At 57.4% G+C, this 14,519-nt stretch carries 11 protein-coding genes; all 11 read left to right on the top strand.

From position 1 onward, the window contains the following. Positions 1-473: sensor histidine kinase (locus B597_RS46530; protein WP_256380746.1), on the top strand; the 473-nt coding region annotated here is incomplete at its 5' end. Further along, the gene (locus B597_RS38285) at positions 463-918 is read left to right on the top strand and encodes a response regulator (RefSeq protein WP_082321540.1); all 456 of its coding nucleotides are present in this window, start codon (positions 463-465) and stop codon (positions 916-918) included. The genes B597_RS46530 and B597_RS38285, both read left to right, overlap by 11 nt. Next, a complete protein-coding gene (locus tag B597_RS47995) occupies positions 915-4,109 on the top strand; it encodes an EAL domain-containing protein (protein ID WP_003296418.1) in 3,195 nt (1,064 codons plus the stop codon). The genes B597_RS38285 and B597_RS47995 overlap by 4 nt, the downstream gene beginning before the upstream one ends. A gap of 234 nt (positions 4,110-4,343) precedes the next feature. Next, positions 4,344-5,063, top strand: coding sequence for a FadR/GntR family transcriptional regulator (locus B597_RS0223535; protein ID WP_031323566.1), 720 nt, complete (start codon positions 4,344-4,346; stop codon positions 5,061-5,063). 5 nt (positions 5,064-5,068) lie between these two features. Next, positions 5,069-5,830 (top strand): sulfite exporter TauE/SafE family protein, encoded by a 762-nt coding sequence (locus B597_RS38275; protein ID WP_024162214.1) that lies wholly within the window; start codon positions 5,069-5,071, stop codon positions 5,828-5,830. Between the two features lie 285 nt (positions 5,831-6,115). Further along, positions 6,116-7,426: a trigger factor gene (gene tig, locus B597_RS38270; RefSeq protein ID WP_003296415.1), complete on the top strand. Its 1,311-nt coding sequence runs from the start codon at positions 6,116-6,118 to the stop codon at positions 7,424-7,426. 88 nt (positions 7,427-7,514) lie between these two features. Then, positions 7,515-8,153 (top strand): ATP-dependent Clp endopeptidase proteolytic subunit ClpP, encoded by a 639-nt coding sequence (gene clpP / locus B597_RS38265; protein WP_024162213.1) that lies wholly within the window; start codon positions 7,515-7,517, stop codon positions 8,151-8,153. Between the two features lie 97 nt (positions 8,154-8,250). Beyond that, positions 8,251-9,531, top strand: coding sequence for an ATP-dependent Clp protease ATP-binding subunit ClpX (gene clpX, locus B597_RS38260; RefSeq protein ID WP_003296413.1), 1,281 nt, complete (start codon positions 8,251-8,253; stop codon positions 9,529-9,531). Positions 9,532-9,663: 132 nt separating this feature from the next. Continuing rightward, positions 9,664-12,060, top strand: coding sequence for an endopeptidase La (gene lon / locus B597_RS38255; RefSeq protein WP_003296412.1), 2,397 nt, complete (start codon positions 9,664-9,666; stop codon positions 12,058-12,060). Positions 12,061-12,190: 130 nt separating this feature from the next. Beyond that, a complete protein-coding gene (gene hupB, locus B597_RS38250) occupies positions 12,191-12,463 on the top strand; it encodes a nucleoid-associated protein HU-beta (protein WP_003282502.1) in 273 nt (90 codons plus the stop codon). A 199-nt stretch (positions 12,464-12,662) separates the two neighbouring features. Beyond that, positions 12,663-14,519, top strand: a complete 1,857-nt coding sequence (locus tag B597_RS38245; RefSeq protein ID WP_003296411.1) for a SurA N-terminal domain-containing protein — start codon at positions 12,663-12,665, stop codon at positions 14,517-14,519.

Here is a 14,519-nt window from a genome sequence, read left to right as displayed (position 1 = left end):
TAGAAGCGGTAGCGTTGGATGGTGTGCTTGATGACGTTCTGATTGATCTTGAAAGTAGCATCGAGCAGGCCGATGCATGCATCGAGCGTGAGCCATTGCCCCATGTCATGGGCGATGTCAGTCAGTTACGTCAGGTGTTCCAGAACTTGCTCAGTAATGCACTCAAATTTCGCGACCCGTTGCAGACACCACGCATTCGTATCTACTCCGAGCCATCTGCTTCGAAAGGGCTGGCGGTATGTGTGGCCGATAACGGTATCGGCTTCGATGAAAAATATTTGCCTAAAATATTCAACCCATTTCAGCGCCTGCATGGACGTGAAGCCTACCCAGGAACCGGAATAGGGCTGGCCATTGTAAAGAAGATTGTCGAAAGACATGGTGCGAGTATCAGTGCTACCAGCGCTCCTGGAAAAGGCTGCGTATTTCGTGTCACGTTTCCGCTTGGCGATACGGAGCTCCATGAACAATAAAAGGATTCACATTCTTGTTGCCGAGGACGATCCGGACGATTGTCTATTGATGAAGGAAGCGTTTCGGGAGTGCAGCATCCAAAGCCACCTCCACTTTGTGCATGATGGCGAAGAATTGCTCGATTATCTTATGCATCGAGATCCATTTCTCGATGAAAAAAAGTATCCAAAGCCTGGATTGATTTTGCTGGATCTGAATATGCCGAGACTGGGCGGTCGAGAGGCGCTGGGGATCATCAAGGCAGACCCAAACCTGAAAGTCATACCCGTGGTGGTGTTTTCGACGTCTTGTGCCGAGGAGGATATTTCGCATAGCTATGAAAGCGGCGTTAACGCCTTCATCAGCAAACCCATTACTTACTCCGGTCTGGTTGAGGTTGTTCGCATGCTAGGGCGCCATTGGCTGGACATCGTGAACTTACCTATCCAGGAGAAAGGCGAATGACACCTATCGATCGGCCTTGGCGTTTACTTCTGGTTGATGATGATGAGGATGACTACATCATCACCCGCGACCTGCTACGTGATTCGGCCCAGGCGATCGTCCTGGATTGGTGCTCGGACTTTCAGGAAGGCTTGTCTGCCTTGCTCAGGGAGAAACATGACCTTTATCTGATCGATTATCGTATCGGAGCCGAGTCTGGTTTGGAGTTGCTTCGCCAGGCGGTCCAGGCGGGCGTCAGCCGGCCCGTCATTCTGTTGACTGGGCAGGGTGACATGCATCTGGAGGCATCGGCCATCGAGCAGGGGGCGGCTGACTATCTGGTCAAGGGACGATTCGATGCCGAGCAGCTGGTACGTAGCGTCCGTTATGCCATCGACCGTAGTCTGGCGACGGCCCGAATAGCTGAAAGCGAGGCGCGATATCGCCTGTTGTTTGATGCAAACCCTGAACCGATGTGGGTGTTTTCGAGACAGACGCTGTCGTTCCTGGCGGTCAACCAGGCAACCTCGCGCTTCTTTGGCTATAGCCAGGCCGAGTTGCTTGGCATGTCAATACTTGAAGTGCGCTCGGAGGCAGAACGCAGCCGCTTTCTCGATTATTTTGAGTCCTACCTCAGTGTTCGAGTCTTCGATAGTTCCGCAGGCGTTTGGACTTACCGACACAAGTCGGGGCGAGAAGTCTTGGCAGAGATTCTTGTCCACGATTTCGAGTTTGACCAACAGCCCTGCTACCTTGTCCTGGCCATAGACGTCACGGAAAAGCAGGCCGCCCGAGAGCAGGCCAGAAAGCGCGAGCATGCCTTTCGTCAGCTATTAAACGATACCCGTGATGCCGTGCTGGTGATTTCTTCCCATGGTGAGGTGTGCTTCGCCAATCCAGCGGCGGAAGCGATGCTGCAGCTAAAACTCCAAGAACTGCAGCAGTGGGAGCTGCCACTACCGCCACACAATGACCGTTTGATTGAGTGGAGCCTTCCCTTGTCCGCAGGTGGTTTCGTGGACGTCGAAATACACAGCAGCGAAACCGACTGGGAAGGCGAGCCGGCCCGTTTGCTGACGCTTCGTGATATCACTGATAGAAAGACCGCGGAGCGACAGTTGCGCCTGCTACAGCGTAGTTTGGAGGCAAGTTACAACGGTGTCGTTATTGTCGATGCGCAAGCATCAGACATGCCGATAATCTACGCGAACCCGGCTTTTGAGCGCATTACGGGCTACCCGCCCACCGAGGTGGTGGGCAAAAACTGCCGCTTTCTCCAGGGGCCTGATCGTGATCCCTTGCGAAGCGAGGAAATCCGTCGCGGCCTGAGCCAGGCGCGCGACGTGCATGTGGTGGTCCGTAATTTCCGCCGGGATGGACAGGCTTTCTGGAATGATTTGTATATCTCGCCGATCTTCGATGAGCGAGGCGTAGTTAGTCACTTCGTGGGCGTTCAGAATGACATCTCCGAGCGGAAGCGTTTCGAGGAGGAGCTCAGCTTCAATGGCAGTCATGACCTGCTGACGGGACTTCCGAACCGGGCTTTGCTGGAGGATCGGTTGCGTCAGGGGTGCAAGATCTGCCAGCGCTACCACCGCCGGCTGGCTGTTCTGTTTATCGATCTGGATGGCTTCAAGCCTATCAATGACTCGATTGGGCATGGTTTTGGTGATTTGTTGCTGGTGGAAGTTGCCAAGCGGATGAGCGCCCAGGTGAGGCCGGGCGATACGGTTGCCCGAATGGGCGGGGACGAGTTCATCGTCCTGCTGCCTGACCTGGCTGTGGAAGATGATGTCGTACCGATTGCCGACAGGCTCATCGATGCTATTTCTCAGCCCTATCGAATTCAGGAAATTGACCTTCACGTTACAGCGAGCATCGGCATTACATTAAGCGACGGCACCCTGGAACAGCCTTTGCAACTGATACAGCAGGCCGACTTGGCTATGTACAAAGCCAAGCAGGAAGGGCGCAATAATTATCAGTGGTATACCAATGACCTGAATTTGCGGGTCAGCGAGCGAGTAAGTTTGCGCAACGAGTTGCAAAAAGCACTGGACTCCGGGGCTCTGGAATTATATTACCAACCCCAGGTCGATAGTCGCAGTGGGCGTGTCGTGGGGCTGGAAGCACTCCTGCGCTGGTTCCACCCCACGTTGGGTTATATCCCGCCAACAACATTTATCCCCGTGGCCGAGGATACCGGGCAGATCATTCCGCTAAGCGCCTGGGTGCTGGATACCGCGTGCCGTCAAATTCGTCTGCTTATCGACAAGGGTATGGCCGGGCCGTCAGTAGCGGTGAATGTCTCACCGGTACACTTCCTGCGCAGTAACTTTGTCGAGAGCATACAGGCGGTGCTCGAGAAGTATGAGCTGGAGGCGCATGTCCTGGAACTTGAGATAACCGAGACGGTACTTCTGAACAATCCGGAAAAGGCAATTGAGACACTACGTCAAGTCAAGGATCTTGGCGTCGGTATTGCCATAGATGACTTCGGAACGGGATTCTCCAGTTTGAACTACCTCAAGCGTTTGCCGATAGACAAAGTCAAAATCGATCGTTCATTCATTCAGGAAATCATCAGTGATCGTGATGACGCGGCGATTACGCAGGGCATTATCTCAATGGCGCATCATTTGCGCCTGATCGTAATAGCGGAAGGAGTGGAGACAGAACCGCAATGTGCATTTCTGAGAAAGAGCCAGTGCGATCAATTTCAGGGCTACTACTTCGCCAAACCCATGCCTTTTGCCGAGATCGAGCAGTACCTGCGCCAGCGCATGCTGGTGCGCGAGCCCATCACTGCGAGCGTGAGTGAGGAGCCGGTCCAAACGGTACTGCTTCTCGATGATGAGGAGAACATTCTCCGCGCCTTGGCCAGGGTGTTACGTCGCGATGGCTATCGCATCTTGATGGCAACACGTGCTCAGGATGCTTTCGAGTTGCTGGCCAAACATGATGTTCAGGTCATTCTGTCAGACCAGCGCATGCCGGAAATGAATGGAACAGAGTTTCTCAGTCGCGTAAAGGGGCTTTATCCCAATACCGTGCGTATCGTGCTTTCAGGTTATACGGATCTGAAGTCGGTGACTGAAGCGATCAATGAAGGGGCGATCTATAAGTTTCTTACCAAGCCTTGGGATGACGATCTTCTTCGCAAGGACGTAGCGCAGGCTTTCCGGGAATTGAAATTGGATCAGGCGCGCTAGCCGGCGCCTTCACCTGATACTGGCGACTCTCCATTCACCGGGTTACTGGCGGGACATCGGTCCGGACGCAAGTCATCACGCCATGCAGAGGCTGATCTGCCTCTGACTGCTTCGGTCTGATTCTGCTCGCTGAGGTTTGCTGTGCAAGCGAGAGGGTGGGATGCCCCCGTGATTTGCCTGCATCCGATAATTCATCCTATGATCCAAACATAGGATGAATTTGGAGGCCTACCTATGTCGCTAGGACGGACAGCTCGCTCCTCGCTGGTGGAGCGGGTGATTGAACAACTCCGTTCACAGATTGTCGCCGGCGCGTGGCCATGCGGTGCGCGAATACCTACTGAGGGCCAACTGAGCACCTCGCTTGGGGTCGGCCGCAATACGATTCGCGAAGCGGTTCGGGCGTTGGTCCATACCGGTGTTCTGGAAGTGCGGCAGGGGGCTGGGACATTCGTCCGTTCCATTCGTGATCCGGCAGGATTACTGGAGCGCCTGGATCATGCCGCGCTGCACGATCAGCTTGAGGTTCGCCGCGCACTGGAAGTAGAAGCGGCACGTCTTGCTGCGTCGCGCCGTACCGAAGAAGACTTGCGAGCGATACACGAGGCGCTCGCTGCGCGGGGAAGTTGGTGCGATGAAGCCTCTCTTGAAGACTTCGTCGAGCGAGACGCGCGGTTTCATCTCAACATCGTCAGGGCCAGCCACAACTCCGCGCTTGTGGAAATGTATCAATTCTTCTGGGCTGGCCTGCAGAACACCATTGCCAAAACAGAGTGTGAGCAACAGCTTCCCGAGCCGACTTACCAGGCGCACGCGGCCGTCTACGATGCCATTCTCTGCCGCTCTCCAGAGCAGGCTGCCCTGGCGGCCAGTGAGTTGCTGAGCCCATCCTTGGAATCCCTTGCCAAGGCTCTTGAACAAGACTCTCGAACATCGAACGAACAGGAGAATTAAGCGCCATGGAACATTCGATCGGCACCTGGGCGATTTTGCTTGTCGCCGCATTCCTTGGCGGCGGTTTGAACGCCATTGCCGGCGGCGGTAGCTTTTTCACATTTCCCGCACTGGTGTATGCCGGGGTGCCAGCCATAGCCGCCAACGCCTCTGGCACACTTGCGCTTTTGCCCGGCTATTTCGCCAGTACGTGGGGGTATCGGGAGGATATTAAGCCGCCCGCGACGCTGACGATGACTGCACTTGTCGTCATCAGCCTGGGCGGTGGTGCCGTTGGCGCGGCGCTCCTGCTAACGACGCCAGATGAGCTGTTTCGCACCCTTGTCCCATGGCTACTGCTGGTCGCGACCCTGCTGTTCGCGTTCGGGCCATGGCTGCTGCGCACGTTCACGCGCACTGCGTCCTCCGGCGAAGCCGGCGCATTGATGCAGGGTTGTACATTAGCCGCGGTGAGCGTTTACGGAGGATATTTCAACGGTGGACTGGGCATCGTCCTGCTTGCGGCATTCAGTCTGCTTGGCCACAGCAACATCAATTCGATGCAGGGGCTCAAGAATCTGGTCTCGTCGGTCCTGACCGCGATCGCTGTGTCGGTATATGCGTTCGGAGGTGCCATCCTGTGGAAGGAAGCCCTGGTCATGATGCTGGCAGCCACTGCTGGCGGATACGTCATGGCGCGCGTAGGTCGGCGCTTGCCTCCGTCCCTGGTGCGCGCGGTCGTGATCGTGACCGGTTCGATCATGACCGTGCTGTTCTTTCGGGGCTGAAGCCAGGTGTTTTCGCTATAGCGGACGCCGGCAGCGCCTAGCCGACCGGTGCAGCGTACGGGGTAGGAGCGGAGGCGGTTGCGGATCAGGGGGCTTGGGTGATTCTGCGAATTTCCATGCTTGAGCCGTGGTATCGGTACACAGTCAATCCAGCGGGCGCCATGGATCGCGTGCCTTTTCAGTCAGTGTGACAGGCAGGGTGACTTATGTTAGCCGAGCCACTAGAATGCTTGCCCATTCTGGGGCCGGAACGCCCGGCTTATGTCTGTGCAACGAGGAAAATCCATGCAAGTTTCTGTTGAAAGCACCTCCGCTCTTGAGCGCCGCATGACCATCGGCGTGCCGGTCGAGCGCATCGAGACCGAAGTCAACAAGCGTCTGCAACAGACCGCCAGCCGTGCAAAGATTCCTGGCTTCCGCCCCGGCAAAGTGCCGATGAGCGTAATCCGTCAGCGTTACGAAGAAGCCGCTCGCCAGGAAGCGCTGGGCGACCTTATCCAGTCGACCTTCTATGAGGCCGTCGTTGCGGAAAAGCTGAATCCGGCTGGCGCTCCTTCGGTGGAGCCGAAAGTGTTCGAGAAGGGCAAGGATCTCGAATACGTTGCCACCTTCGAAGTATTCCCCGAGTTCGAAGTTGCCGGTTTCGACGCCATCGAGATCGAGCGTCTTCAGGCTGAAGTGGCTGATACCGACGTCGACAACATGCTGGACATCCTGCGTAAGCAGAACACCCGCTTCGAGAACGTCGAGCGCGCTGCCGAGAATGGCGACCAGCTGAACATCGACTTCGTCGGCAAGATCGACGGTGAAGCCTTCGCCGGTGGTTCGGCCAAAGGCACTCAGCTGGTGCTCGGCTCGGGTCGTATGATCCCCGGGTTCGAAGATGCTCTGGTTGGCGCCACGGCTGGCGAAGAGCGCGTCATCAACCCGACCTTCCCCGAGGACTACCAGAACCTCGATCTGGCCGGCAAGACCGCTGAGTTCACCGTCACCGTCAACAGCATTGCTGCTCCGCAATTGCCGGAACTCAATGATGAGTTCTTCGCACAGTTCGGTGTCCAGGAAGGCGGTCTCGCAGGCTTCCGTGCCGAAGTGAAGAAGAACATGGAGCGCGAGCTGCGCCAGGCCATCAAGACCAAGGTGAAGAACCAGGTCATGGAAGGACTCGTCGCCGGCAATCCAATCGAAGTGCCCAAGGCGCTGATCGATAGCGAAGTCAACCGACTGCGCGCTCAGGCTGTCCAGCAGTTCGGCGGCAACATCAAGCCCGACCAACTGCCGGCCGAGCTGTTCCAGGAGCAGGCCAAGCGCCGTGTAGTCTTGGGCCTGCTCGTCGCTGAAGTCGTCAAGCAGAAGGAATTGAAGCCCGATGAGGCACGCGTTCGCGAGCTGATCGAGGAAATGGCTTCGGCCTATCAGGAGCCGGAGCAGGTCGTCGCCTGGTACTACAAGAACGCCGAGCAGTTGAACGAAGTCCGTTCGGTTGTGCTCGAAGAGCAAGTTGTAGATACTGTCCTGCAGCAGGCCAAAGTGACCGACAAGTCGGTTTCCTACGAAGAAGCTGTCAAGCCTGCGGAAGCCCCGCAAGCAGCCTGACTTCTTCACATAACCGAGTGCACAAACATAAGCCAGCCTCGTGCTGGCTTATGTCTTTTAGGCATGACATAGGGAGTATCGTTGGAACATGTCCCGCAATCCTTTTATGCAAGCTCCGGACATTCAGGCCGCCGGCGGCCTGGTCCCGATGGTGATCGAGCAATCCGCACGCGGTGAGCGCGCCTATGACATCTATTCCCGTCTCCTGAAGGAGCGGGTGATCTTCATGGTTGGCCAGGTCGAAGACTACATGGCCAACCTGATCGTCGCGCAGATGCTGTTCCTAGAGGCGGAGAACCCCGAGAAGGACATCCATCTCTACATCAACTCCCCAGGTGGCTCGGTGACAGCCGGTATGTCGATCTACGACACCATGCAGTTCATCAAGCCGGACGTGTCGACAATCTGCATCGGTCAGGCCTGCTCCATGGGGGCTTTGCTGCTGGCCGGCGGTGCAGCTGGCAAGCGTTACTGCTTGCCACACTCGCGGATGATGATCCACCAGCCGCTGGGAGGGTTCCAGGGTCAGGCTTCGGACATCGAGATTCACGCGCGCGAGATACTCACCATTCGCGAGCGCCTGAACAAGGTGCTGGCTCATCACACCGGCCAGCCGATGGATGTGATCGCTCGCGACACCGACCGCGACAACTTCATGAGTGGCGATGAGGCCGTCAAGTACGGGCTGATCGACCAGGTTCTGACTCAGCGTCAACTGACGGCCTGATCTTCGCAGCCTGCGATATCCGGCTGCTGCGTGGGCTTGAAAAAGCCCACGATTGCCTTCATCTTGTGTTTCAAGCCTTCCCGATTGGATCGATCGAATGACTGACACCCGCAACGGCGAGGATTCCGGCAAACTGCTCTATTGCTCTTTTTGCGGCAAAAGCCAGCATGAAGTACGCAAGTTGATCGCCGGGCCCTCCGTTTTCATCTGCGACGAGTGCGTCGACCTGTGCAACGACATCATCCGCGAGGAGGTGCAGGAAGCGCAGGCCGAGAGCAGTGCGCACAAACTGCCTGCGCCCAAGGAGATCAGCGGCATTCTCGACCAGTACGTCATTGGTCAGGAGCGCGCGAAGAAGATCCTGGCAGTGGCTGTTTACAACCATTACAAGCGTCTGAACCAGCGCGACAAGAAAGAAGAAGTCGAGCTGGGCAAGAGCAACATTCTGCTGATCGGTCCCACCGGTTCAGGTAAGACGCTGCTGGCCGAAACGCTGGCTCGCCTGCTCAATGTTCCGTTCACCATCGCCGATGCCACCACGCTCACCGAAGCGGGTTACGTGGGTGAGGATGTCGAGAACATCATTCAGAAGCTGCTGCAGAAGTGCGATTACGATGTAGAAAAGGCCCAGATGGGCATCGTCTATATCGATGAAATCGACAAGATCTCACGCAAGTCCGACAATCCGTCGATCACCCGCGATGTTTCGGGCGAAGGCGTGCAGCAGGCGCTGCTCAAGCTGATCGAAGGTACCGTTGCGTCCGTGCCACCGCAGGGCGGGCGCAAGCACCCGCAGCAGGAATTCCTGCAGGTCGATACGCGCAATATCCTGTTCATCTGTGGTGGAGCTTTCGCCGGCCTGGAAAAGGTGATTCAGGGGCGTTCGACCCGGGGCGGTATCGGCTTCAATGCCGAGGTTCGCAGCAAGGACCCAGGCAAGAAGATTGGTGAAGCGCTGCGTGCCGTAGAGCCTGATGATCTGGTCAAGTTCGGTCTTATTCCGGAATTCGTTGGCCGTCTGCCGGTTATCGCCACGCTCGATGAACTCGACGAGGCCGCGCTGATCCAGATTCTCACCGAGCCGAAGAATGCGCTGACCAAGCAGTACGCGAAGCTGTTCGAACTCGAAGGTGTGGATCTCGAATTCCGTTCGGATGCACTGAAGGCCGTGGCCCATCGTGCACTTGAGCGAAAGACCGGTGCGCGGGGCCTGCGCTCGATTCTTGAAGGCGTATTGCTGGATACCATGTATGAGATTCCTTCGCAGAAGGATGTCAGCAAGGTGGTCATCGATGAAAGCGTGATCGAAGGCACATCCCAGCCATTACTGATTTACGAGAACAGCGAGCCGCCAGCTAAGGCTGCGCCTGAGGTTTGATTGAAGGAAGGGGCCTGCGGGCCCCTTTGCATTTGTACGTCGCCTTGTTTTTTGCGATGCACGCCCTCATCTTTGCTGAAAGGGTGTTGCCCCGTCCGTTTACCGCCGTATGGCCGTCGTAGAGCTGAATTTATGAAGACAACCATCGAATTGCCCCTTTTGCCGCTGCGCGATGTGGTGGTCTACCCGCACATGGTGATACCGCTTTTCGTTGGCCGTGAGAAATCGATCGAGGCCCTCGAGTCGGCCATGTCTGGCGACAAGCAGATCCTGTTGCTGGCTCAGAAGAATCCGGCTGATGACGATCCGGTCGAAGATGCGTTGTACCGCGTCGGTACGGTGGCCACGGTGCTGCAGCTTTTGAAGTTGCCTGACGGAACGGTCAAGGTGCTGGTGGAGGGCGAGCAGCGTGGCGTGATCGAGCGATTTATCGAGGACGACGGCCACTGCCGTGCAGAAGTTGCGCTGATCGAAGAGGCAGAGGTCGATTCGCGGGAATCCGAGGTGTTCACTCGCAGCCTGCTTAGCCAGTTCGAGCAATATGTGCAGTTGGGCAAGAAGGTTCCGGCTGAAGTGCTGTCGTCCCTGAGCAGCATCGACGAGCCCGCTCGTCTGGTCGACACCATGGCGGCGCACATGGCCCTGAAGATCGAGCAGAAGCAGGAAATCCTTGAGATAACCGAGCTGCCTGCCCGTGTTGAGCACGTCCTGGCCTTGTTGGACGCCGAAATCGACCTGCTACAGGTCGAGAAGCGCATCCGCGGGCGCGTGAAGAAGCAGATGGAGCGCAGCCAGCGCGAGTACTACCTGAATGAGCAAATGAAGGCCATCCAGAAAGAACTCGGCGATATCGACGAAGGGCACAACGAGATCGATGACCTCAAAAAGCGCATCGAGAATGCCGGTCTGAGCAAGGATGCCTATGCCAAGGCTCAGGCTGAGCTCAACAAGCTCAAGCAGATGTCACCAATGTCGGCTGAGGCCACGGTGGTTCGTACCTATATCGACTGGCTGGTAAACGTGCCGTGGAAGGCTGCGAGTAAGGTGCGCCTGGATCTGGCCAAGGCCGAGGAAGTGCTCGACGCCGACCATTATGGCCTGGAGGAGGTCAAGGATCGCATCCTCGAGTATCTGGCGGTACAGAAGCGGGTCAAGAAGCTCAAGGGGCCGGTGCTCTGCCTGGTCGGTCCGCCCGGTGTAGGCAAGACTTCTCTTGCCGAGTCCATCGCTCGTTCGACCAATCGCAAGTTCGTCCGCATGGCACTGGGGGGCGTGCGCGATGAAGCCGAGATTCGTGGCCACCGGCGCACCTACATCGGCTCCATGCCGGGTCGTTTGATCCAGAAAATGACCAAGGTCGGGGTTCGTAATCCGTTGTTCCTGCTCGACGAGATCGACAAGATGGGTAGCGACATGCGCGGTGATCCCGCTTCGGCGCTGCTCGAGGTGCTCGATCCGGAACAGAATCACAATTTCAACGATCACTATTTGGAAGTCGATTACGATCTGTCGGATGTCATGTTCCTGTGCACTGCGAACTCGATGAACATCCCGGCGCCTTTGCTCGATCGCATGGAGGTCATCAGGCTTCCCGGCTACACCGAGGACGAAAAGGTCAACATCGCGACGCGCTACCTGGCACCCAAACAGATACAGGCCAACGGGCTCAAGACGGCAGAGCTTGATTTCCACGAAGCGGCAATCAGGGACATCATTCGCTACTACACTCGTGAGGCGGGCGTGCGCAGCCTGGAGCGCCAGCTGGCGAAGGTCTGCCGCAAGGTGGTGAAGGAGCATGCGGCGGAAAAGCGCTTCCATGTGACCGTGGACGCCGAATCGCTGGAGCATTTCCTGGGCGTTCGCAAGTTCCGCTATGGCCTCGCAGAGTTGCAGGATCAGATAGGGCAGGTGACTGGGCTGGCATGGACCCAGGTTGGTGGTGAGTTGCTGACGATCGAGGCTGCCGTGGTGCCCGGCAAGGGGCGTCTGACCAAGACCGGCTCGCTGGGCGAGGTCATGGGAGAGTCGATAACCGCAGCGCTTACGGTCGTTCGCAGCCGTGCTGCCAGCCTTGGAATAGCGGTAGATTTCCATGAGAAGCAGGACATCCATATCCACGTGCCGGAAGGCGCAACACCGAAGGACGGACCGAGTGCGGGCATCGGCATGTGCACGGCGCTGGTTTCCGCGTTGACTCAAATTCCGGTGCGCGCCGATGTCGCAATGACCGGGGAAATTACATTGCGCGGACAAGTCCTTGCCATTGGTGGATTGAAGGAGAAACTTCTTGCGGCTCACCGCGGCGGGATCAAGACGGTGATCATCCCGGAAGAAAATCAGCGTGATCTGAAAGAGATTCCTGAAAATATTAAGCGAGACCTGCAGATTAAACCGGTCAAGTGGATTGACGAGGTCCTGCAAATTGCGCTGCAATACGCGCCGGAGCCCTTGCCCGATGCGGCTCCCGAGATTGTTGCAAAGGATGACAAGCGCGAGTCTGATTCCAAGGAGCGAATCAGCACGCATTAGTCTGGAAGGCCACGTTGACACATTTCAGGTGCCCTTGTTTAATCGGCCTCTTGTGTCATAGCCGTCTAGCACCGCTTTGCCTACACCCGCAAATTAAAGATACGACTCAACAGAAATAAGGGGACTTAGAGTGAACAAGTCGGAACTGATCGATGCCATCGCTGCATCTGCTGATATCCCAAAAGCTGTTGCTGGCCGCGCGCTGGATGCAGTAATCGAATCCGTCACCGGCGCCCTGAAGGCTGGCGACTCCGTGGTACTGGTTGGTTTCGGTACTTTCGCTGTCAAGGAGCGCGCTGCGCGCACTGGCCGCAACCCGCAGACTGGCAAGCCGATCAACATCGCTGCCGCCAAGATCCCGGGTTTCAAAGCTGGCAAGGCTCTGAAAGACGCTGTCAACTAAGCGTTTTTACCCGGCCAGTCAGCTTGCGCTGCTCTGGCTTGGGGCGGTTGCAGAACAGGCCAGGCCTGCTGCAACCTGGCTTGGGGGATAAGCCCAACGCTCCACAAGCTCCGAGAAGGCGCATCCCTGGATGCGCCTTTCTTTTATCCGGTTTCCACGCGTTGCGCATCCCGTCGCGCCGCAGACTCCTGGGGGTCGCATGCTTCAGAACATCAGGGACAATTCACAAGGCTGGATAGCCAAAACAATCATTGGCGTCATCGTGGTGCTGCTTGCGCTAACCGGCTTCGATGCCATCTTCAATGCTGCCAGCAACAGCCAGAATGCGGCAGAGGTCAATGGCGAGGAGATTTCCCGTTACGATCTCGATCAGGCGATGAACATGCAGCGCCGCCAGTTGGCCCAGCAGCTTGGCAGGGACTTCGATCCGTCCCTGCTCGACGATCGGCTTCTGCGCGACGCAGCGCTGGGTTCGTTGATCGAGCGCATGCTGCTTCTGCAGGGCGCCAAAAACGCTGACTTCGCTTTCTCCCGCGAGGCGCTCGACCAACTGATACTGCAGACGCCCGAATTTCAGGTCGAAGGCGCCTTCAATGCGGCGCGTTTCGACCAGGTCCTGCAGCAGATGGGCTATTCGCGCGTTCAGTTCCGTCAGCTCCTCGAGCAGGAAATGCTGATCGGGCAACTGCGAGCGGGCATTTCCGGGACCGGTTTCGTGACGGATCAGCAGGTGGAGAGTTTTGCTCGCCTGGAAACGCAGACGCGCGATTTCGCAACGCTTACCGTGCCTGCGCAGCGCGAGACGATCGATGTCAGTGACGAGCAGATCAAGGAATACTACGACGCCAACGCCGAGCGTTTCCGTACGCCCGAGCAGGTCATCGTCGAATATGTCGAGTTGAAGAAAGAGTCGTTCTTCGATCAGGTCGAGGTTTCGGACGAGGAGCTGCAGGATCTGTATCAGAAGCAGATCGCCAACCTGGCCGAGCAGCGTCGCGCCGCTCACATTCTCATCGAAACCGGCGCTGAGTTGAGTGACGACGAAGGCAAGGCCAAGATCGATGAAATAGCTGCGCGGCTGAAGGCGGGTGAAGAGTTCGCCGCTGTCGCCAAGGAAGTTTCGCAGGATCCGGGCTCCGCCAACGAGGGCGGCGATCTGGGCTTCGCCGGGCCGGGCGTGTATGACCCGGCTTTCGAAGATGCGCTGTATGCATTGAACGAAGGACAGGTTTCGGCACCGGTAAAGTCCGAATTCGGCTGGCACATCATCAAGCTGCTGGGGGTTCAGTCGCCCGAAGTCCCGCCGCTCGAGAACATGCGGCCGGAGCTGGTGCGCGAGCTCAAGGCACAGCAGGTCGAGCAGCGTTTCGTCGAAGCCAGCAAGCAGCTTGAAGACGCTGCGTTCGAAGCTGCGGACCTGAGCCAGCCGGCCCAGGACCTCGGTCTGATGGTGCAGGCTACCGAAGCCTTCGGGCGTGACGGTGGGGACGGCATCGCTGCCAATCGCCAGGTCATTCAAGCTGCCTTCAGCGAAGAGGTCCTGGTCGATGGGGCAAACAGCAGCGTCATCGAACTCGATCCCGACACGTCCATCGCGCTGCGCGTGAAAGAGCACCTTCAGCCCGCGGCCATTCCGCTTGCCGATGTGCGTGACGATATCGTCCAGCAGCTTCAGCAGAACCTGGCCGCCGAGCGTGCTCGCAGCGAGGGCGAGCGTCTGCTGGCCGATTTGCGCAACGGTCAACAGGCGGACGGTCAATGGCAGGCGATCGAGGCTGCGACGCGAAGCCAGGAAGGTGTTGCGCCTGCGCTGTTGCAGGAGGTCTTCCGCATGCCGCATCCTGCGGATCAGGACAAGCCGAGCTATGCCGGAGTGGCGCTTGGCAACGGTGACTACGTTGTAGTTCGACTCAACGGCGTCAACGAGCCTGAGACTGCGCTAACCGACGAAGAGAAGCTGAACTACCGGCGTTTCCTTGCATCCCGCATGGGGCAGCAGGACTTCGCGGCGTTCCGCCAGAAGCTGCAAGCCGAGGCGGAAATCGAGCGATTCTGA

The organism is Stutzerimonas stutzeri KOS6, from assembly GCF_000307775.2.
Classification (GTDB): domain Bacteria; phylum Pseudomonadota; class Gammaproteobacteria; order Pseudomonadales; family Pseudomonadaceae; genus Stutzerimonas; species Stutzerimonas stutzeri_B.
This window is presented reverse-complemented; position numbering and strand designations above follow the sequence as displayed.

Bases quoted from the DNA above. Each gene is read 5' to 3' on its own strand.
- B597_RS38285 (WP_082321540.1), top strand. From the start codon at position 463: ATGAACAATAAAAGGATTCACATTCTTGTTGCCGAGGACGATCCGGAC.
- B597_RS38275 (WP_024162214.1), top strand. From the start codon at position 5,069: ATGGAACATTCGATCGGCACCTGGGCGATTTTGCTTGTCGCCGCATTC.
- B597_RS38245 (WP_003296411.1), top strand. From the start codon at position 12,663: ATGCTTCAGAACATCAGGGACAATTCACAAGGCTGGATAGCCAAAACA.
- B597_RS0223535 (WP_031323566.1), top strand. From the start codon at position 4,344: ATGTCGCTAGGACGGACAGCTCGCTCCTCGCTGGTGGAGCGGGTGATT.
- clpX (WP_003296413.1), top strand. From the start codon at position 8,251: ATGACTGACACCCGCAACGGCGAGGATTCCGGCAAACTGCTCTATTGC.
- tig (WP_003296415.1), top strand. From the start codon at position 6,116: ATGCAAGTTTCTGTTGAAAGCACCTCCGCTCTTGAGCGCCGCATGACC.
- clpP (WP_024162213.1), top strand. From the start codon at position 7,515: ATGTCCCGCAATCCTTTTATGCAAGCTCCGGACATTCAGGCCGCCGGC.
- B597_RS47995 (WP_003296418.1), top strand. From the start codon at position 915: ATGACACCTATCGATCGGCCTTGGCGTTTACTTCTGGTTGATGATGAT.
- lon (WP_003296412.1), top strand. From the start codon at position 9,664: ATGAAGACAACCATCGAATTGCCCCTTTTGCCGCTGCGCGATGTGGTG.